At 55.8% G+C, this 20,512-nt stretch carries 18 protein-coding genes; 15 read left to right on the forward strand and 3 right to left on the reverse strand.

Annotated features, from left to right (window positions below):
- Positions 1-96: 96 nt before the first annotated feature.
- The 3 genes from dapD to map all read right to left on the reverse strand — a co-directional run bounded on the left by dapD (position 97) and on the right by map (position 4,570).
- On the reverse strand, positions 97-921 hold the full coding sequence (dapD, locus tag ACN28Q_RS17155; RefSeq protein ID WP_095847449.1) for a 2,3,4,5-tetrahydropyridine-2,6-dicarboxylate N-succinyltransferase: 825 nt from the start codon (positions 919-921) through the stop codon (positions 97-99).
- Positions 922-963: 42 nt separating this feature from the next.
- Entirely contained in the window at positions 964-3,642 is a 2,679-nt protein-coding gene (gene glnD, locus ACN28Q_RS17160) for a bifunctional uridylyltransferase/uridylyl-removing protein GlnD (RefSeq protein ID WP_095847450.1), read from the reverse strand.
- Between the two features lie 133 nt (positions 3,643-3,775).
- Positions 3,776-4,570 carry a type I methionyl aminopeptidase gene (gene map, locus ACN28Q_RS17165; protein WP_095847451.1) on the reverse strand — a complete coding sequence of 265 codons (795 nt, stop codon included), beginning with the start codon at positions 4,568-4,570 and terminating at the stop codon, positions 3,776-3,778.
- Positions 4,571-4,976: 406 nt separating this feature from the next.
- Here map and rpsB point away from each other — a divergent pair, with 406 nt between their 5' ends.
- From rpsB to rnhB, 15 genes are all read left to right on the forward strand, one after another.
- On the forward strand, positions 4,977-5,702 hold the full coding sequence (gene rpsB / locus ACN28Q_RS17170; protein WP_095847452.1) for a 30S ribosomal protein S2: 726 nt from the start codon (positions 4,977-4,979) through the stop codon (positions 5,700-5,702).
- Positions 5,703-5,882: 180 nt separating this feature from the next.
- A complete protein-coding gene (tsf, locus tag ACN28Q_RS17175; RefSeq protein ID WP_095849074.1) occupies positions 5,883-6,734 on the forward strand; it encodes a translation elongation factor Ts in 852 nt (283 codons plus the stop codon).
- 147 nt (positions 6,735-6,881) lie between these two features.
- Positions 6,882-7,607 (forward strand): UMP kinase, encoded by a 726-nt coding sequence (gene pyrH / locus ACN28Q_RS17180; RefSeq protein WP_095847453.1) that lies wholly within the window; start codon positions 6,882-6,884, stop codon positions 7,605-7,607.
- Positions 7,608-7,782: 175 nt separating this feature from the next.
- Complete coding sequence (frr, locus tag ACN28Q_RS17185; RefSeq protein ID WP_095847454.1) at positions 7,783-8,340, forward strand: ribosome recycling factor; 558 nt, start codon at positions 7,783-7,785, stop codon at positions 8,338-8,340.
- A gap of 157 nt (positions 8,341-8,497) precedes the next feature.
- Positions 8,498-9,694 carry a 1-deoxy-D-xylulose-5-phosphate reductoisomerase gene (gene ispC, locus ACN28Q_RS17190; protein ID WP_095847455.1) on the forward strand — a complete coding sequence of 399 codons (1,197 nt, stop codon included), beginning with the start codon at positions 8,498-8,500 and terminating at the stop codon, positions 9,692-9,694.
- A gap of 279 nt (positions 9,695-9,973) precedes the next feature.
- Positions 9,974-10,732: a (2E,6E)-farnesyl-diphosphate-specific ditrans,polycis-undecaprenyl-diphosphate synthase gene (gene ispU, locus ACN28Q_RS17195; protein ID WP_095847456.1), complete on the forward strand. Its 759-nt coding sequence runs from the start codon at positions 9,974-9,976 to the stop codon at positions 10,730-10,732.
- Positions 10,733-10,741: 9 nt separating this feature from the next.
- Positions 10,742-11,590 carry a phosphatidate cytidylyltransferase gene (gene cdsA, locus ACN28Q_RS17200; RefSeq protein ID WP_095847457.1) on the forward strand — a complete coding sequence of 283 codons (849 nt, stop codon included), beginning with the start codon at positions 10,742-10,744 and terminating at the stop codon, positions 11,588-11,590.
- Between the two features lie 29 nt (positions 11,591-11,619).
- Positions 11,620-12,975 (forward strand): sigma E protease regulator RseP, encoded by a 1,356-nt coding sequence (gene rseP, locus ACN28Q_RS17205; protein WP_095847458.1) that lies wholly within the window; start codon positions 11,620-11,622, stop codon positions 12,973-12,975.
- Positions 12,976-13,010: 35 nt separating this feature from the next.
- The gene (gene bamA, locus ACN28Q_RS17210; protein WP_095847459.1) at positions 13,011-15,416 is read left to right on the forward strand and encodes an outer membrane protein assembly factor BamA; all 2,406 of its coding nucleotides are present in this window, start codon (positions 13,011-13,013) and stop codon (positions 15,414-15,416) included.
- Positions 15,417-15,636: 220 nt separating this feature from the next.
- Positions 15,637-16,134, forward strand: coding sequence for a molecular chaperone Skp (gene skp, locus ACN28Q_RS17215; protein WP_095847460.1), 498 nt, complete (start codon positions 15,637-15,639; stop codon positions 16,132-16,134).
- Between the two features lie 3 nt (positions 16,135-16,137).
- Positions 16,138-17,160, forward strand: a complete 1,023-nt coding sequence (lpxD, locus tag ACN28Q_RS17220) for a UDP-3-O-(3-hydroxymyristoyl)glucosamine N-acyltransferase (RefSeq protein WP_095847461.1) — start codon at positions 16,138-16,140, stop codon at positions 17,158-17,160.
- A 356-nt stretch (positions 17,161-17,516) separates the two neighbouring features.
- Entirely contained in the window at positions 17,517-17,972 is a 456-nt protein-coding gene (gene fabZ, locus ACN28Q_RS17225) for a 3-hydroxyacyl-ACP dehydratase FabZ (RefSeq protein ID WP_145957819.1), read from the forward strand.
- Between the two features lie 3 nt (positions 17,973-17,975).
- Positions 17,976-18,764, forward strand: coding sequence for an acyl-ACP--UDP-N-acetylglucosamine O-acyltransferase (gene lpxA / locus ACN28Q_RS17230; RefSeq protein WP_095847462.1), 789 nt, complete (start codon positions 17,976-17,978; stop codon positions 18,762-18,764).
- Positions 18,765-18,767: 3 nt separating this feature from the next.
- The gene (gene lpxB, locus ACN28Q_RS17235; protein WP_095847463.1) at positions 18,768-19,916 is read left to right on the forward strand and encodes a lipid-A-disaccharide synthase; all 1,149 of its coding nucleotides are present in this window, start codon (positions 18,768-18,770) and stop codon (positions 19,914-19,916) included.
- Entirely contained in the window at positions 19,913-20,509 is a 597-nt protein-coding gene (rnhB, locus tag ACN28Q_RS17240) for a ribonuclease HII (protein WP_095847464.1), read from the forward strand. Before lpxB ends, rnhB begins: the two co-directional genes overlap by 4 nt.
- Positions 20,510-20,512: the final 3 nt, after the last annotated feature.

The raw sequence follows: 20,512 nt of genomic DNA on the forward strand, positions 1-20,512 counted from the left end.
CGCATGTGGTGATTATGGCGCCTGCGCCCGCCCACGGCAGTGATCGCCCGCAGATTGAAGATAAAAAAATAGCGGGTAAATACCCGCCATTTCATTTTAGTCGATTGTTCTCAATAACTCATTAATGCCGACTTTACTGCGCGTTTTCGCATCCACTTTCTTCACGATAACGGCGCAGTACAGGCTGTAGGTGCCATCTTTGGAAGGCAGGTTGCCGGAAACCACCACGGAGCCGGCAGGAACGCGGCCGTAGTGAACTTCACCGGTTTCACGATCGTAAATACGGGTGCTTTGGCCGATAAATACGCCCATGGAGATCACGGAACCTTCTTCCACGATCACACCTTCCACCACTTCGGAACGCGCGCCGATAAAGCAGTTGTCTTCGATGATGGTTGGGTTGGCCTGCAGCGGTTCCAATACGCCGCCGATGCCGACGCCGCCGGACAGGTGAACGTTCTTGCCGATTTGCGCGCATGAGCCGACGGTAGCCCAGGTGTCCACCATGGTGCCTTCATCCACGTGAGCGCCGATGTTGACATAAGAAGGCATCAGCACGGTATTGCGGGCGATGAACGCCCCTTTGCGTACGCTGGCCGGCGGCACCACGCGGAAGCCTTCTTTCTGGAAGCGGGCTTCGTCGTAATCGGCGAATTTCATGGGCACTTTATCGTAGAAACGGGTTTCGGCGCCGTCGATGACTTTGTTGTCGCTGATTCGGAAAGAAAGCAGCACGGCCTTTTTCAGCCATTGATGGGTGACCCACTGACCGTTGATTTTTTCAGCTACGCGCAGTGCGCCGCTGTCCAGCAGGGCGATCACCTGGTTTACCGCTTCACGCGTTACCGTGTCTACGTTCGCCGGGGTGATCTCCGCACGGCGCTCGAAGGCGTTTTCAATAACGTTCTGTAATTGCTGCATTCTGTTTCTTTCCTGATTTTGTTGGTCAAAAGATTACTTGTATCACATTTTTTCGTTCGGGTTGAGCGCCTCGACCAGCCGCTGCGCCAACTTTTTGCGCGTTTCGCCATTCAGCGCCCGGCGATCGCTATCGGCAAGAATGAACAAATCCTCAACTCGTTCGCCGATGGTCGAGATACGCGCGCCGTGCAGGGAAACCCCCAGATCGGCGAACACTTCCGCCACCCGAGCCAACAGGCCGGGCTGATCGAGGGCCACCAGTTCGAGGTAGCTGCGGCGATCGGTATGGGTCGGCAGGAAGGTGACCTCGGTCGGCACGCTGAAGTGGCGCAGTTTGGAAGAGGGACGCCGCGTCCGCGGCGGCTGGTATTCCCGCTGCGTTAGCGCCTGCTCCAGCGCGAAACGCGTGGCCTCGTGGCGATCCGGCGCCAACGGGCTGCCGTCCGGCTCCAGTACGATGAAGGTATCCATCGCCATTCCGTCGCGGTTGGTAAAGATCTGCGCATCGTGCACGCTCAGGTTGCGGCGATCCATCTCCCCGGCCACGGCGGCGAACAGGTAAGGGCGGTCCGGGCTCCAGATAAAGATCTCGGTGCCGCCGCGCGTGGCCTGCGGGCTCAACAGCACCAGCGGTTTGGTGGAGTCATGGGCCAGCAGATGGCGCGCATGCCAGGCCAGCTGGTTCGGCGAATGGCGCAGGAAATAATCGGCGCGGCAACGGCTCCAGATGCGGTGCAGCGACTCTTCGTCGATATTATCCATGCGCAGTAGCGCCAGCGCCTGCAAGCGGTGGTGACGCACGCGTTCGCGCAGATCCGGGCCGTTTTGCATGCCGCGGCGCAGCTGTTTTTCGGTGGCGAAATACAGCTCGCGCAGCAGGCTTTGCTTCCAACTGTTCCACAGGCTTTCGTTGGTGGCGCAGATATCCGCAACCGTCAGGCAAATCAAATAGCGCAGGCGGGTTTCGTTCTGCACTTCGTTGCTGAACTGTTGGATAACGGTGGGATCTTGAATATCACGGCGTTGGGCGGTGACCGACATTAACAGGTGGCAACGCACCAGCCAGGCGACCAGTTGGGTTTCACGCACGTTCAGGCCGTGCTGCTGGGCGAATTCCGCCACGTCCTGCGCGCCGAGCAGCGAGTGATCGCCGCCACGCCCCTTGGCGATATCGTGGAACAGGGCGGCAATCAGCAACAGCTCCAGATTCGGTAGCCGCGTGTACAGCTCAACGCACAGTGGGTGGCTCGGCCGGTTTTGATTATCGGCGAAGCTTTCGAGCTTTTGCAGCACGCGGATCGTGTGTTCATCCACGGTATAGGCGTGGAACAGATCAAACTGCATCTGGCCGACGATATTGCCCCACTGCGGCATATAGGCCCACAGCACGCTGTGACGGTGCATCGGCACCAGCGCGCGCGATACGGCGCCCGGGTGGCGCAAAATGGCCATAAACAGTTCCCGCGCCTGCGGGATCGTGCACAGAGGCTGTTTCAGGTGGCGGCGGGCATGGCGCAGTTGGCGCACCGTGGTGGAATAGATGCCGGCGATTTCGCGGTTGCGCACCATCACGTAGAACATACGGATGATGGCTTCCGGCTGGCGGATAAACAGCGTTTCGTCGCGCAGATCGATCAGGTTGCCGCGCAGTTGGAAATCCTCGTCCAGCGGCCGCGGCTTCTCGGTGGCGTCGAGCGCCAGAATCGCTTCGTCGAACAACTGCAACAGCATGTGATTAAGCTCGCCGACGCGGCGCGTCATGCGGTAGAAGTCTTTCATCATGCGCTCAACGGGCTGGTTGCCTTCGCCTTCGTAGCACAAGAGCTGGGCTACGCTCAGTTGGCGATCGAACAGCAGCCGGTTATCGTAGCGCGGCAGCACCAGGTGCAGAGCAAAGCGAATCCGCCACAGGAAGCTCTGGCATTCATTGAGTTCGTTACGTTCAGCCTGGGTCAGAAAACCGAAGCCGACCATTTCGTCAAGCGAGGTCGCGCCGAAGTGGCGCCGCGCAACCCACAGCAGGGTATGGATGTCGCGCAGGCCGCCGGGGCTGCTTTTGATGTCCGGCTCAAGGTTGTAGCTGGTGCCGTGGTAGCGCTGGTGGCGTTCGTGCTGTTCCGCCACTTTGGCGGGGAAGAACTTGGGCGAGGGCCAGAAGCCGTCGCTGAAGATGTGTTTTTGCAGTTGCAGAAACAGCGCTACATCACCGCAGATCATGCGGGATTCAATCAGGTTGGTGGCGACGGTCAGATCCGCCAGCCCTTCCAGCTGGCACTCTTCCAGCGTACGCACGCTGTGGCCGACTTCCAGCTTTAAATCCCACATCAGGGTGATGAATTCGCCCACCCGCGCCGCTTGCCGGTCGCTTAAACGTTGCTGGCTAAGCACCAGCACATCAATATCGGAAAGCGGGTGCAGCTCGCCGCGGCCGTAGCCGCCCACCGCCACCAGTGAGGTGGCGGGAATATCCTCAAAGCCGTAGAACAACCACAGCCGCCGCAACAGCCGATCGATAAACTCGCAGCGTGCGGCCACCAGGCTTTCTACGCTGGCACCGGCGTTAAACGCCGCAGCCAGCCAAAGCTGGAACTGCTCAAGGCGCTGTTTCAACGCAACGCAATTAATTTCCTCATCGCCATAGGCGTTGGGATATTCCGGCTGCTTCGGTATGGCCTGTGAGGGGATGGCCGGCGCGGCCTGTTGGCGAAAATTTTCAGACATAGTAGTAAGCAGCCCATAAAAAAGCCGGTTATACCACCGCAGTTGTTCCAGCCGCCGCCAGGGCGGGGCTGACCAACGCTCAGATATAAAGCCGGCTTATCACAAGAAACGGCGGCAACGGACCGCCTTTTCTTTACTGTTCGTGCGTAATGATGTTGGGGATAGTCTCATCCTTGCGCAACGTCATTATCTCGCAGCCGTTATCGGTAACCACAATAGTATGCTCGTACTGTGCCGACAAGCTGCGATCCTTGGTTTTTACCGTCCAACCGTCTTTCATGGTACGGATGCGGTAGTCACCGGCGTTGACCATTGGCTCAATGGTGAATGCCATGCCGGGTTGAAGAACCACGCCGCCGTCGTCGGCGTCATAGTGCAGCACCTGCGGCTCTTCGTGGAAACCTTCGCCGATGCCATGGCCGCAGTATTCGCGCACCACGGAGAATTTTTCCGCTTCAACGAATTGCTGAATGGCTTTACCCAGTGAACGCAGGCGGATACCCGGTTTCACCATTTTCAGCGCCAGATACAGGCTTTCTTGCGTGATGCGGCAGAGCCGCTCACCCAGGATGGTGGGTTTGCCGACGATGAACATCGTGGAGGTATCGCCGTGAAAACCGTCTTTGATGACCGTCACATCAATGTTGACGATATCGCCGTCTTTCAGCACTTTTTCGTCGCTGGGGATGCCGTGGCATACCACTTCGTTAACGGAGATGCACACCGACTTGGGAAAGCCGTGGTAGCCAAGGCTGGCCGAAATCGCGTGCTGTTCGTTAATGATGTGGTTGTGGCAAATACGGTCCAGCTCGCCGGTGGTGACGCCGGGTTTAACATACGGTTCAACGATTTCCAGCACTTCGGCGGCCAGGCGGCCGGCTACGCGCATTTTCTGGATGTCATCTGATGATTTAATTGAAATTGCCATGAAATTTGTCCGCAAGGGTCTGTATTATCGACAATGAGAAGCAGTACCCTATGGTACCAGCCCAGCCGGGCCGCTGCCAAATTTCATTTCTTTTCATGGCCGGCGAGAACCGGGCGGGAACATGAGCCGTCGGGGCCTGGCCGCGATGAAATCGCCGCTGAAAGTGCAACAAAAGTTGGAGTCTGGGGCGGGTTTATGGTATAAAGCGCGCCGGCAGATCCATTGATGTTGTTCTTCGTGACAACGCAGGTTCTGGCCGAAAATACTGAACTGCACTCACATTGTGTAAATAACACACACGTATCGGCACATGCGCCGGGGTGCCTGAAAGCGGTTTGCGCTTTTCGGGTCGGCGTTATGGGATACGTGGAGGCATAACCCCAATTAATCTATAGAGGTTTTAATCATGGCAACTGTTTCCATGCGCGATATGCTCAAGGCCGGTGTTCACTTCGGTCACCAGACCCGTTACTGGAACCCGAAAATGAAGCCTTTCATCTTCGGCTCTCGTAACAAAGTTCACATCATCAACCTTGAGAAAACCGTACCAATGTTCAATGACGCGCTGGCTGAATTGAGCAAGATCTCTTCCCGTAAAGGCAAGATCCTGTTTGTTGGTACCAAACGCGCAGCTAGCGAAGCGGTAAAAGAAGCTGCAACCAACTGCGATCAGTTCTTCGTGAACCACCGCTGGCTGGGCGGCATGCTGACCAACTGGAAAACCGTTCGTCAGTCCATCAAGCGTTTGAAAGATCTGGAAACTCAGTCTCAAGATGGCACCTTTGACAAGCTGACCAAGAAAGAGGCGCTGATGCGTACTCGCGAACTGGACAAGCTGGAAAACTCCCTGGGTGGTATCAAAGACATGGGTGGCCTGCCAGACGCTCTGTTTGTTATCGATGCCGATCACGAACACATCGCGATCAAAGAAGCCAACAACCTGGGTATCCCGGTATTCTCTATCGTTGATACCAACTCTGATCCGGACGGCGTTGACTTCATCATCCCTGGTAACGACGACGCAATCCGTGCAGTAAGCCTGTACCTGACTGCCGTTGCTGCCGCTGTACGTGAAGGTCGTTCTCAAGATCTGGCCGTTCAGGCGGAAGAAAGCTTCGTAGAAGCTGAATAATAAGGCAAGCTCGCAACCCGAGCCCTTATTAACCAGGTATTGACATATGTTGGTTAGGGGGGCCTAGAAAGGCCCCCTTTGCTTATCTGAATGAGAACCATGCCCGATACTTTCATATCGCGGCAACGCGGCATGAAAGATGAAGGGCTATCTCCGTGCGAGATAACCGAGGAAAATAAAATGGCTGATATTACCGCTGCCCTGGTAAAAGAACTGCGTGAACGTACTGGCGCAGGCATGATGGAATGTAAGAAAGCGCTGGTTGAAGCTAACGGCGACATCGAGCTGGCGATCGACAACATGCGTAAATCCGGCCAGGCTAAGGCTGCCAAGAAAGCAGGCCGTGTGGCTGCTGAAGGCATCATCCTGACCAAAATCGACGGTAACTACGCGGCTATCGTTGAACTGAACTGCGAAACCGACTTCGTGGCTAAAGATGCCGGCTTCAAAGCCTTTGGCGAAGAAGTGATCAACGCCGCTCTGGCTGGCCGTATCACCGATATCGAAGCGCTGAAAGCGCAATTCGAAGAGCAGCGTACCGCGCTGGTGGCTAAAATTGGTGAAAACATCAATATCCGCCGCGTTGCCGCTCTGGAAGGCGATGTGCTGGGTTCTTACCTGCACGGCGCACGTATCGGCGTTCTGGTTGCTGCAACCGGCGCTGACGAAGAACTGGTTAAACATATCGCGATGCACATCGCGGCAAGCAAACCAGAATACGTGAAGCCTGAAGACGTTCCTGCGGAAGTGGTTGAACGTGAACACCAGATTCAGCTGGATATCGCCATGCAGTCTGGCAAACCACGCGAAATCGCAGAAAAAATGGTTGAAGGCCGTATGCGTAAGTTCACCGGCGAAGTTTCTCTGGCCGGCCAGCACTTCGTTATGGACCCAAGCAAAACCGTTGCTCAGCTGCTGAAAGAACACAACGCTGACGTGAAAGGTTTCATCCGCTTTGAAGTGGGTGAAGGCATTGAGAAAGTTGAAACTGACTTTGCTGCTGAAGTTGCAGCAATGAGCAAACAGTCTTAATGCTTGTAAATGGAACCGCCGGTCAGGCGGTTCCGTTTTATCCAGCCAGAAATCGCCGACGATGACCCCTGTCGCGCTATACTCAGACAGGCGCTGCTTGTCGGCTAAAATCCCCAATACTATTACTGCTTCTTAGGACAAAACACCATGGCAACCAATGCAAAACCCGTATATCAGCGTATCCTGCTCAAACTGAGCGGCGAAGCCCTGCAAGGTGCAGAAGGCTTTGGTATCGATGCTAGCATTTTGGATCGCATGGCTCAGGAAGTGAAAGAGCTGGTCGAACTGGGCATTCAGGTCGGTGTAGTGATTGGCGGTGGCAACTTGTTCCGCGGTGCGGGCCTGGCGCAAGCCGGCATGAATCGCGTAGTAGGCGACCACATGGGGATGCTGGCGACCGTAATGAACGGCCTGGCGATGCGTGATGCGCTGCACCGCGCCTATGTGAACACCCGCCTTATGTCGGCAATCCCGCTCAATGGCGTGTGTGACAACTACAGCTGGGCAGAGGCTATCAGCCTGCTGCGCAATAACCGCGTGGTGATTTTTTCCGCCGGTACCGGCAACCCGTTCTTCACCACCGATTCCGCCGCTTGCCTGCGTGGTATTGAAATTGAAGCGGATGTAGTATTGAAAGCGACTAAAGTGGATGGTGTATACTCTGAGGATCCGGTAAAAAATCCGGATGCAACGCTTTACGAGCAATTAACCTATCAGGACGTGCTGGAACGCGAGCTGAAAGTGATGGACTTGGCGGCGTTTACGCTGGCACGGGATCATGGCCTGCCGATCCGCGTGTTCAATATGAACAAGCCTGGCGCGCTGCGCCGCGTGGTGATGGGTGAAAACGAAGGTACGCTGATCAGCAAATAATTGCCGATCGCACGATTTTATTGAGCGGGAACGGCAGCGCCCGGTGCGCTATGTTCTGTTCACGCTTTTGAGCCTATCCTAAGCCAAAACGGCAAGCGGGCTAGGCTCCAAGTGAAACGCACGGGCTGTAATGCATTATGGCCTGCCAAGTAACCAGCTTCCAAGGGTTCGCAACGTGATCAACGACATCAGAAAAGATGCGCAAGCACGCATGGAAAAAAGCGTCGAAGCATTTAAAAACCAAATCAGCAAAATTCGCACCGGCCGTGCTTCTCCCAGCATTCTGGACGGCATCATGGTGGAATACTATGGCGCCGCTACGCCGCTGCGCCAACTGGCTAACGTGACGGTTGAAGATTCCCGCACGCTGAAAATCAACGTGTTTGACCGCTCCCTGAGCCAGGCCGTTGAGAAAGCCATCATGACATCCGATCTGGGCCTGAACCCATCCTCTGCCGGCACTGACATTCGCGTTCCGCTGCCGCCGCTGACGGAAGAGCGCCGTAAGGATCTGATCAAAGTGGTGCGCGGTGAGGCTGAGCAAGGCCGTGTGGCCGTGCGCAACGTCCGTCGTGATGCCAACGACAAAGTGAAAGCGCTGCTGAAGGACAAAGAAATCAGTGAAGACGAAGAGCGCCGTTCACAAGACGATATTCAGAAGCTGACCGACGTCTACATCAAGCAGGTAGATGCCGCCCTGGCGGACAAAGAAAAAGAGTTGCTGGATTTCTAATCAGCACCTAGCGGTTATCAAGCGTCGCCTGTGCGGCGCTTTGTTTTTTATGAAGCAGATCCCGTTTCACCGTACTGAAAGATCATAGACAAGCGGTAGCGAAGGTTTCAAACTGGTGCACCTCCGATCTGATCAGACAGTTATTCAGAGCGAACTCATGAAGCAACTGACTATTCTGGGCTCCACCGGCTCTGTGGGCACCAGCACCCTGGCCGTGGTCAGGGAAAACCCCGAGCGTTTCGCGATTAAGGCTCTGGTGGCCGGGCGTAACGTAGCGGTAATGGCTCGTCAATGTATGGAATTTCGGCCAGACTACGCGGCCATGGCGGATGAAGGCGCCGCGCGCGAGCTGCGCAGCGTGCTGGCGGAAAACGGCGTGAAAACCGAGGTGTTGGCGGGTGAACCGGCGGCCTGTGAACTGGCCGCGTTGAGCGGCGTTGACCAGGTGACGGCGGCTATCGTGGGCGCCGCTGGCCTGCTGCCGACCATGGCGGCCGTGCGGGCGGGCAAGCAGGTGTTGCTGGCCAATAAGGAATCCCTGGTGACCTGCGGCCGTTTGTTTATGGATGCGGTGCAAAAGAGCAAAGCGCAACTGTTGCCGTTGGATAGCGAACATAACGCGATTTTTCAGAGTTTGCCCGAGAGCATTCAGCGCCAGTTGGGATATGCTTCTTTGCAGGATCATGGGATTTCACGCATCGTGCTGACCGGCTCTGGCGGGCCGTTCCGCACGACGCCGCCAGAGCAACTGGCGTACGTGACGCCGGATCAGGCCTGCGCCCACCCCAATTGGTCGATGGGGCGCAAGATATCGGTCGATTCCGCCACCATGATGAATAAAGGTCTGGAATATATCGAAGCCCGCTGGTTATTTAATGCCTCGGCAGAGCAAATGGAAGTGATTTTACACCCGCAGTCGGTGATTCACTCGATGGTGCGCTATGTTGACGGCAGCGTTATTGCGCAGTTGGGCACGCCGGACATGCGTACGCCGATCGCACATGCGATGGCCTATCCGCAGCGCGTCAGCTCGGGCGTGGCGGCGTTGGATTTCTGCCGCATGGGGGCGCTGAGCTTCTCTGAGCCCGATCCCAAACGCTACCCTTGCCTGTTTCTGGCGATCGAAGCTTGCGATGCCGGCCAGGCGGCGACCACCACGCTCAACGCCGCCAATGAAATTGCGGTTGCGGCGTTTTTGCAGCAGCAGATCCGCTTTAGCGATATTGCCGCGGTTAACCGCCGCGTGGTTGAGCAACTGGCGTTGCCGGAACCGGTCAGCATTGATGAAGTTCTGGAGATAGATCGCCAGGCACGCGAAACCGCCGCTGGCATGGTGGCGGCGCTGCGTAATTAGCGTTCGATATTTCCTGATTTTTGTCTGTTAATCGTGTGGCTGAAGTGGGGTTGTTTGTTCGTGTCCTGCTGAGGTGATATAGTCTGCGCCACCTGTCAGCGGATATACCGTTGAATAATGGCCGGTCTGGCGGTTGATGCCAGGCAATTTCCGGGGCTTTCTGGGGCATTGGCGGGCAGACTAAAAAAGCCGTGTCGGGCACGCGGTTTTTTTTTGCGCGTAAGGGCTCTTTATTCCGGGAAGGCCGTTGTATTTCTATTGAGGAAATAAGTACGAGTTATGTCGTCCGCAAACCAACAAGAGGCTAATCTGTCCGCTCCTGGGCCACGTCATGTCGCTATTATCATGGATGGTAACGGGCGTTGGGCTAAACGTCAGGGTAAATTACGTGTCTTCGGTCATAAAGCAGGAGTGAAATCCGTGCGTCGGGCAGTCAGTTTTGCTGCCAGCCACCATTTGGATGCGCTCACGCTTTATGCCTTCAGCAGTGAGAACTGGAATCGTCCGGCTCAAGAAGTCTCTGCATTGATGGAATTGTTTGTCCGTGCGTTGGACAGCGAAGTAAAAAGCCTTCATAAACATAATGTCCGGTTGCGCGTCATCGGCGATACCAGCCGTTTCAGCGAGCGTTTGCAAGAGCGGATCCGCCGTTCCGAACAGCTGACGGAAAATAACGATGGGCTAACGCTGAATATCGCTGCGAATTATGGCGGCCGTTGGGATATCATTCAGGGTGTCAGGCAACTGGCTGAGCAGGTGCAGGAAGGCATGCTGCGTCCGTCTCAAATCAGTGAGCGTTTACTGAGCGAAAAAATTTGTATGAGCGATTTGGCGCCAGTGGATCTGGTGATCCGCACCGGTGGCGAGCATCGCATCAGTAATTTTCTGCTGTGGCAGATTGCGTATGCTGAACTGTATTTTACCGATGTGCTCTGGCCCGATTTTGATGAACTTGTCTTTGAAGGTGCGCTGAATGCGTTTGCACAACGTGAGCGTCGCTTCGGGGGAACAACACCTATCGGCACCCATGTGTCCTAGGGGGAACTTTTGCTGAAGTATCGCCTCATTACCGCTCTGATTTTAATACCGGTTGTTATTGCGGCCCTGTTCTTGCTGCCGCCGCTGGGCTTTACGCTGGTTACGCTCGCTGTGTGCATGCTGGCCGCTTGGGAGTGGGGGCCGCTGGCCGGCTTCTCTTCCCGTTCACAGCGCATTTGGCTGGCCGTGTTGTGTGGCCTGCTGTTGGCGCTGATGGTGCTGAGCATTCCTGCTTATCAACATTCCGTCCATTTGCTGCAGATAGGCGGCTCACTGTGGCTGTCGCTGGCCTGGTGGCTGGCCGCATTGCTACTGGTGCTGTTTTACCCTGGCTCTGCCGGCGTGTGGCGTAATTCGCGCTCGTTGCGGCTGGTTTTCGGCCTGCTGACCATCGTGCCGTTCTTTTGGGGCATGCTGGCGCTGCGCCAATATGATTATGCCCAAAACCCGTTTACCGGCGCCTGGTGGTTGCTGTACGTGATGCTGTTGGTGTGGGGCGCGGATTCCGGCGCCTATATGTTTGGCAAGCTGTTCGGCAAACACAAGCTGGCGCCGAAGGTTTCGCCAGGCAAGACCTGGGAAGGGTTGATTGGCGGTTTGGTTACTTCGGCGGTGATTTCCTGGCTGTTTGGCCGTTACGCGCCGCTAAGCGTGGTGCCGGTGACGCTGCTTGTCTGTTCGGTGATCGCCGCGCTGGCTTCGGTGCTGGGCGATCTGACGGAAAGCATGTTCAAACGCGAAGCGGGTATCAAAGACAGCGGTAGCCTGATACCTGGGCACGGCGGGATACTGGATCGTATCGATAGCCTAACGGCGGCAGTGCCTGTATTTGCTTGCCTGATGCTGTTAGTGTTTTAATCCGTCAGTAGCGGCAAAGTGGAGATAGAATGGTCAGTGTGCTCTGGAACCTGGTAGCGTTTATTATTGCTCTCGGTGTGTTGATCACTGTGCATGAGTTTGGGCACTTTTGGGTGGCTCGCCGCTGCGGTGTCTATGTTGAACGCTTTTCAATCGGTTTTGGCCGCGCGCTATGGCGGCGCACCGATCGGCAGGGCACAGAATATGTGATTGCGCTGATCCCGCTGGGCGGCTACGTCAAAATGTTGGATGAGCGCGTCGATACGGTGGCGCCGGAGCGGCGCCATAGTGCCTTCAACAACAAAACTGTTTGGCAGCGTGCGGCGATCGTCAGTGCCGGGCCCGTCGCCAACTTTCTGTTCGCCATTCTTGCCTACTGGCTGGTGTTCATCATCGGTGTGCCCAGCTACCGCCCAGTGATCGGTGAAATATCACCGCAGTCCATTGCCGAGCAGGCGCAAATTTCTCCAGGAATGGAACTAAAGTCCGTTGACGGTATCGAAACGCCTGATTGGGAATCTGTTCGTTTGGCCCTGGTCGGTAAAATCGGCGATGCGCAAAGCGAAGTGGGTATCGCGCCGTTTGGCAGTTCGCAAGTGGTGCATAAAACGCTGGATTTGCGCGATTGGCACTTTGAACCGGACCAGCAGGATCCCGTGGTATCGCTGGGTATTATTCCACGCGGTCCACAGATAGAATCGGTACTGGCGGAAGTTCAAGCCGGGTCGGCGGCGCAAAAGGCGGGTTTGCAAGCCGGGGACAGGATCGTTAAAGTCGATGGGCAACTGTTGGGGCGTTGGCAAACGCTGGTGAAGCGAATCCACGACGGCCCGGGGCAAGCGCTGGCTTTAGAGATTGAAAGAAACGGCGCCCCCTTGTCTTTAACGCTGATTCCGGATACAAAGCCGGTGGGCAAAGGCAAGGTGGTGGGATTTGCCGGTATAATTCCGAAAGTGTTGCCGCTGCCGGATGAGTACAAAACGATTCGTCAGTATGGGCCGTTCCAGGCGCTGTATCAGGCCGGGGACAAAACCTGGCAACTGATGCGGCTTACGGTCAGCATGCTGGGCAAATTAATAACCGGTGATGTAAAGCTGGATAACCTAAGCGGCCCTATCTCTATTGCACAGGGAGCAGGGGCGTCAGCCGGGGTCGGGTTTGTGTACTACATGATGTTTCTGGCGTTGATTAGCGTCAACCTCGGGATCATCAACCTGTTCCCCTTGCCGGTATTAGATGGTGGGCATCTTCTCTTCTTGGCGATAGAAAAGCTGAAGGGAGGGCCGGTTTCTGAGCGAGTGCAGGACTACAGCTACCGCATTGGATCGATCGTGCTGGTGTTGCTGATGGGGCTTGCGCTTTTCAATGATTTTTCTCGCCTTTAGGGGCGGGGACAGGTTAGGAAGAACGCATAACAACGATGGCGATGAAAAAGTTGCTCATAGCGTCGCTGCTGTTTGGCAGCGCCACCGTATACGGTGCAGACGGGTTCGTAGTGAGAGATATTCATTTCGAAGGCCTGCAACGGGTTGCCGTCGGTGCGGCGTTACTCAATATGCCGGTTCGCGTAGGCGATACCGTCACTGACGATGATATCAGTAATACCATCCGCGCGTTGTTTGCCACGGGCAACTTCGAGGACGTCCGCGTCCTGCGTGATGGGAATACGCTGATTGTCCAGGTGAAAGAGCGCCCAACCATTGCCAGCATCACCTTCTCCGGCAACAAATCGGTGAAAGATGACATGCTGAAGCAAAACCTGGAAGCCTCCGGCGTCCGGGTGGGGGAAGCACTCGATCGCACCACGATTTCCAGCATTGAAAAAGGCCTGGAAGACTTCTACTACAGCGTCGGTAAGTACAGCGCTTCGGTGAAAGCCGTGGTCACGCCGCTGCCGCGCAACCGTGTCGATCTTAAGCTGGTCTTCACGGAAGGGGTCTCCGCCAAGATTCAACAAATCAATATCGTGGGGAATCATGCCTTCACCAACGATGAGCTGATTTCCCGCTTCCAACTGCGTGATGAAGTGCCGTGGTGGAACGTTGTCGGCGATCGCAAATACCAGAAACAGAAACTGGCCGGGGATCTTGAAGTCCTGCGCAGCTTCTATCTGGATCGTGGCTATGCGCGTTTCAATATTGATTCGACGCAGGTCAGCCTGACGCCGGACAAAAAAGGCATCTATATCACCATCAATATCACCGAAGGCGAACAGTACAAACTGTCCGACGTGGTGGTGAACGGCAGCCTGGCCGGCCACTCGGCGGAAGTAACGCAGCTGACCAAAATCGAGCCGGGCGAGCTGTACAACGGCAGCAAAGTGACCAAGATGGAAGACAACATCAAGAAGATGTTCGGCCGTTATGGTTATGCTTATCCGCGCGTACAGACCCAGCCGGAAATCAACGACGCGGATAAAACCGTCAAGCTGCACGTCAACGTTGATGCCGGCAACCGTTTCTATGTGCGCCGTATCAAGTTCGAAGGCAACGACACCAGTAAAGATTCGGTGCTGCGCCGCGAAATGCGCCAGATGGAAGGCGCATGGCTGGGCAACGATCAGGTTGAGCAGGGCAAAGAGCGTTTGAACCGCCTGGGCTATTTTGAAACCGTCGATGTTGAAACCCAGCGCGTTCCCGGCACCGCCGATCAGGTGGACGTGACCTATAAGGTGAAAGAACGCAATACCGGTACTTTGAACTTCGGTATCGGTTACGGCACGGAAAGCGGCGTCAGCTTCCAGGCGGGCGTCCAGCAGGACAACTGGCTGGGTACCGGCTACTCGGTCGGGATCAGCGGCACCAAGAACGACTACCAGACGTATTCCGAACTGTCGGTAACCAACCCGTACTTCACCGTTGACGGTGTTAGCCTGGGTGGCCGCATCTTCTACAACAGCTTTAAAGCGTACGACGCCGATCTGTCGGACTATACCAACAAGAGCTATGGCCTTGACGGCACGCTGGGCTTCCCAATCAACGAGTTCAACTCGTTGCGCGCCGGCCTGGGCTACGTGCATAACTCGTTGTCGGATATGCAGCCGCAGATCGCCATGTGGCGTTATCTGGAGTCCGTGGGCCAGGATCCAACCAGCACCGATCGCGCCAGCTACAAGGCTGACGACTTTACGCTGAACCTGGGCTGGACCTACAACAACCTTGACCGTGGCTACTTCCCAACCGCCGGTAACCGCACTACGTTGAACGGTAAGGTGACGATCCCTGGTTCTGACAACTCCTACTACAAGCTGACGTTAGACAGCGTGCAGTATGTGCCGATCAACGAAGATCGCACCTGGGTGCTGTTGGGCCGTGGCCGCTTGGGCTACGCCGATGGGCTGGGCGGCAAAGAAATGCCGTTCTATGAAAACTTCTATGCCGGTGGCTCCAGTACCGTGCGCGGCTTCCAGTCCAATACCATCGGGCCGAAAGCGGTGTACTACAATTCCAATTCGTACAGCTGTTCCGGCAGCACCGCGATCTGTAACTCTGACGATGCCGTGGGCGGTAACGCCATGGCGGTCGCCAGCATGGAGTTGATTACGCCTACGCCGTTCATCAGTGAAAAGTACGCCAACTCCGTGCGTACCTCGCTGTTTGTCGACGCCGGTACCGTGTGGGACACCAAGTGGCAGAATACCGATCTGACGCGGATGTATGATATTCCGGATTACAGCAAGGCGGGCAATATCCGCGTTTCTGCCGGTATCGCGCTGCAGTGGATGTCACCGTTGGGGCCGCTGGTGTTCTCGTATGCCGATCCTATCAAGAAATATGATGGCGATAAGTCAGAGCAGTTCCAGTTTAACATTGGCAAGACCTGGTAACGGGCCGGTTCCTCTCTGAGGGTAGCCAATGATGGCAGGTTGCAGGAAATCCTTCTGCAACCTGCAGAACGAAAGTATAAGCAGTAGTAGCTGAGCATCACATTGCCGGGCCTTGCCCAGACAGAGAGGGATAATTCTCATTGTCTGGCGGAATGCATCTGGCAAATTGTGTACTTCAAAGTGTCATATGACACATATGGGTGATGGTAAGGAGTTTATAGTGAAAAAGTGGTTGTGTGCCGCAGGCCTCGGTTTAGCAATGGCTGCTTCGGCTGGCGTTCAGGCTGCAGATAAAATCGCTGTAGTGAACGTAGCCAGCATTTTCCAGCAATTACCGGCACGTGACACCGTGGCTAAGCAATTGGAAAATGAGTTCAAAGGCCGCGCGGGCGAACTCCAGAACATGGAACGCAGTCTGCAGACTAAAATGCAGAAGCTGCAGCGCGATGGTTCTACCATGAAAGCCAGCGAACGTACCAAACTGGAAAAAGACGTGATGGCGCAGCGTGAACAGTTCTCTCAGAAAGCCCAGGCTTTCGAGCAGGACAACCGTCGCCGCCAGATGGAAGAACGTAACAAAATCCTGAGCCGTATTCAGGACGCTGTGAAATCTGTTGCCAGCAAAGAAGGCTATGACGTGGTGATCGACGCCAACGCCGTTGCTTACGCAGGAACGTCTAAAGATATTACTGCTGACGTGCTGAAACAGGTTAAATAAGACATGCCTTCAATTCGACTGGCTGATTTAGCACAGCAGTTGGATGCACAATTGCACGGTGATGGCGATATCGTCATCACCGGCATTGCTTCTATGCATTCGGCACAGGCTGGCCAAATCACGTTTTTGTCAAACAGCCGTTATCAAGAACAGCTGGCGGCCTGCCAGGCGAGCGCTATCGTGCTTACCGAGGCGGATTTACCGCACTGCAAATGTGCGGCGCTGGTAGTGAAAAATCCCTACCTCACCTATGCGCGTATGGCGCAGTTGATGGATACCACGCCTTCGCCGGCGCAGGACATCGCGCCCAGCGCGGTGATCGCCGCTGATGCCCAACTGGGGCAAAACGTTGCGGTTGGCGCGAATGCGGTTATCGAATCGGGTGCGGTGCTGGGTGATAACGTTGTTATTGGCCCCGGTTGCTTTGTTGGGCAACGCGCGCGTATTGGCGCTGGGTCCCGCCTGTGGGCGAATGTTACCGTTTATCATGAAGTTGAAATTGGCCAGCGTTGCCTGATCCAGTCCGGTACGGTGATCGGCGCCGATGGTTTTGGCTATGCCAATGAACGCGGCAACTGGGTCAAAATCCCGCAGTTGGGGACAGTGATTATTGGCGATCGCGTGGAAATCGGCGCCTGTACCACCATCGACCGCGGCGCGCTGGATAACACCGTGATTGGGAATGGTGTTATCATCGACAACCAGTGTCAGATTGCACACAACGTGGTGATTGGTGAGAATACTGCCGTTGCCGGCGGTGTGATCATGGCGGGCAGCCTGAAAATCGGTCGTTACTGCCAAATCGGCGGCGCCAGTGTGATCAATGGTCATATGGAGATTGCCGATCAGGTTGTGGTGACCGGGATGGGAATGGTTATGCGACCAATCACCGAACCTGGGGTATACTCTTCGGGGATCCCGCTCCAACCCAACAAAGTTTGGCGTAAAACCGCCGCGTTGGTGATGAATATCGATGAGATTAGCAAGCGCTTAAAAGCTGTCGAACGAAAAGTCGGAAAAGACTAGTCACTACCGCCCGTCATTCTGGGTAAAACGAATGCGTTGGCCGCGAGGCCAGGAACCGGTTCAAACAGGCCATTTACCAGCCATTTGGACAGGGGCCGAGTTGATACATGCTGGCATCTGGCAGCCTTGTTAACACTCAATCTGGTGAGCGATACGGATAAAATTTGCGTACCTTGCGTGCGTTCCCGGTTTTTCCGTGCTCGCCAAGCCTACACTGTCTGCGATAATAACGCCGATTGAACAGGTTCCCCAAGCGTATTGCGTTGTTAATTTGCGGCCTGCCTGACTCCCTCTTTTGGGGATAAATGCAGGCCGTGTTGTTGATATCATAAGTTTTTTTAGACAGGAAGAGTATTTTGACTACTGACACTCATACTCTAGATATTGCAGAGATTTTGGAACTGCTTCCTCATCGTTATCCGTTCCTATTGGTTGACCGTGTACTGGAGTTCGAAGAACATAAATATCTGCGTGCTGTGAAGAATGTTTCCGTAAACGAACCGTTTTTCCAGGGGCATTTTCCTGGTAAACCGATTTTCCCGGGCGTATTGATCCTGGAAGCGATGGCGCAGGCCACCGGCATTCTGGCATTCAAAAGCGTCGGTAAACTGGAGCCAGGCGAGCTGTACTACTTCGCCGGGATTGACGAAGCGCGATTCAAGCGCCCCGTTGTGCCAGGGGATCAGATGATCATGGAAGTCACCTTCGAAAAAACTCGTCGTGGTCTGACGCGCTTTAAAGGGGTCACAACCGTCGACGGTAAAATTGCTTGTGAAGCAACCATGATGTGTGCCCGTAGCCGGGAGGCTTAATCTGTGACAGACAAAACCGCCTTTATCCACCCAAGCGCGATTGTTGAAGAGGGCGCCGTGATCGGCGCTGGCGCGCATATCGGTCCCTTCTGCTACGTCGGCTCCCAGGTGGAAATCGGCGAAGGTACGGTGCTGAAATCCCATGTCGTGGTGAACGGTATTACCCGTATCGGCCGCGAAAACCAGATCTACCAGTTTGCTTCCATTGGTGAGGTAAACCAGGATCTGAAATACGCGGGCGAGCCCACGCGTGTGGAAATCGGCGATCGCAACAGCATACGCGAAAGCGTCACCATTCATCGTGGGACGGTACAAGCTCACGGTGTGACCAAAGTCGGCAGCGGTAACCTGCTGATGGTCAACGTGCATGTCGCTCATGACTGCGTGGTGGGCGATTCGTGTATCCTCGCCAACAACGCGACGCTGGCAGGCCATGTGGAAATTGACGATCACGCCATCATTGGCGGCATGACGGCAATCCACCAGTTCTGCATCATTGGCGCCCATGTGATGGTTGGCGGCTGTTCCGGCGTTGCGCAAGACGTACCTCCTTTTGTCATCGCACAGGGCAACCATGCGACGCCTTTCGGCATCAACGCCGTCGGCCTTAAACGCCGTGGTTTTGATAAGGATGAAATGCAGGCGATCCGTAATGCCTACAAGATCATCTACCGCAGCGAAAAGACGCTGGATGAAGCTAAAGCAGAACTTGCTGAACTGGCGAAGCAACAGCCGGTAGTGCAGCAATATCTTGATTTCTTTAGCCGTTCCACCCGCGGCATCATTCGCTGAGTTATGCCTAATCGTCCATTGACTATCGGCTTGGTTGCCGGGGAAACCTCCGGCGATATCCTGGGCGCCGGATTAATCCGCGCGCTCAAGGCGCAGTGCCCTGGCGCGCGTTTTGTCGGCGTCGCCGGCCCGCTGATGCAGGCCGAAGGGTGTGAAGCCTGGTACGAGATGGAAGAGCTGGCGGTAATGGGCGTGGTGGAAGTGCTTGAACGTTTGCCACGCTTGTTAAAGATCCGCCGCGATCTTACCCGCCGGTTCAGCGAGTTGAAGCCGGATGTGTTTGTCGGTATCGACGCTCCGGACTTCAATATCACCCTGGAAGGCCGTTTGAAGCAGCACGGCATCCGCACCATTCATTACGTCAGCCCCTCCGTTTGGGCATGGCGCCAAAAGCGTGTTTTCAAAATCGGTAAAGCGACTAACCTAGTATTGGCGTTTCTCCCTTTTGAAAAAGCGTTTTACGATCGTTTCAATGTTCCCTGCCGCTTTATCGGCCACACTATGGCCGATGCCATGCCGCTGCAGCCGGATCGGCTGGCCGCCCGCGCGGTGCTGGGCATTGCGCCCGATGCGCGTTGCCTGGCGCTGCTGCCGGGCAGCCGTAACGCTGAAGTGGAAATGCTGAGCGCCGATTTTCTGAAAACTGCGCTGCAGTTGCGCAGCCACTATCCGGATCTGGAAGTGGTGGTGCCGCTGGTCAACGCCAAGCGCCGTGCGCAGTTTGAGCGCATCAAGGCCGAGGTAGCGCCCGATTTGCCGGCCCATCTGTTGGATGGCAAAGGGCGTGAAGCGATGATCGCCAGCGATGCGGCGTTGTTGGCGTCCGGCACGGCGGCGCTGGAATGCATGCTGGCTAAATGCCCGATGGTCGTGGGCTATCGCATGCAGCCATTGACCTTCTGGCTGGCCGAGCGGCTGGTGAAAACCCCTTATGTTTCATTGCCCAACCTGCTGGCCGGGCGCGAGCTGGTTACCGAGCTGCTGCAGCACGACTGCGTGCCGGCCAAGCTGGCGGCGGCGCTGCTGCCGTTGCTGGAAGACAGCCCCGAATCTGCGCGTTTGAAACAGACTTTTCTTGAGTTGCACCAGCGCATTCGCTGCGGTGCCGACCAACAGGCTGCTCAGGCCGTCTTGGAGCTGGCAAAATCATGATAGATCCCTTTATTTACCCTGCGACGGCCCGGTTAATCGCCGGCGTGGATGAAGTTGGCCGCGGCCCCTTGGTGGGCGCGGTGGTAACGGCTGCGGTGATCCTCGATCCGGCTCGGCCGATCGTTGGGCTGGCGGACTCAAAAAAGCTAAGTGAAAAACGGCGGCTGGCGCTGTATGACGAAATCACCGATAAAGCCTTGGCCTGGAGCCTGGGGCGCGCCGAGCCGCAGGAGATCGACCAGTTGAATATTCTGCATGCCACCATGCTGGCCATGCAGCGGGCGGTAGCCGGTTTATCTGTGATACCGGACTACGTGCTGATTGACGGCAACCGTTGTCCCGCCTTGCCGATGGCGGCCCTGGCGGTGGTGAAAGGCGATAGCCGGGTGGCGGAAATCAGCGCCGCTTCTATTCTTGCCAAGGTCACCCGCGATCGTGAAATGGCCGAGCTGGACAAGGTCTTTCCCGCCTACGGTTTTGCCCAGCACAAGGGCTACCCGACGGCTTTCCACCTGGAGAAATTGGCGCAGCTGGGCGCGACGGAACACCATCGCCGCAGTTTTGCTCCGGTGCGCAGAGTTCTGGCATTGTAATGC

The organism is Gibbsiella quercinecans, from assembly GCF_002291425.1.
Classification (GTDB): Bacteria; Pseudomonadota; Gammaproteobacteria; order Enterobacterales; family Enterobacteriaceae; genus Gibbsiella; species Gibbsiella quercinecans.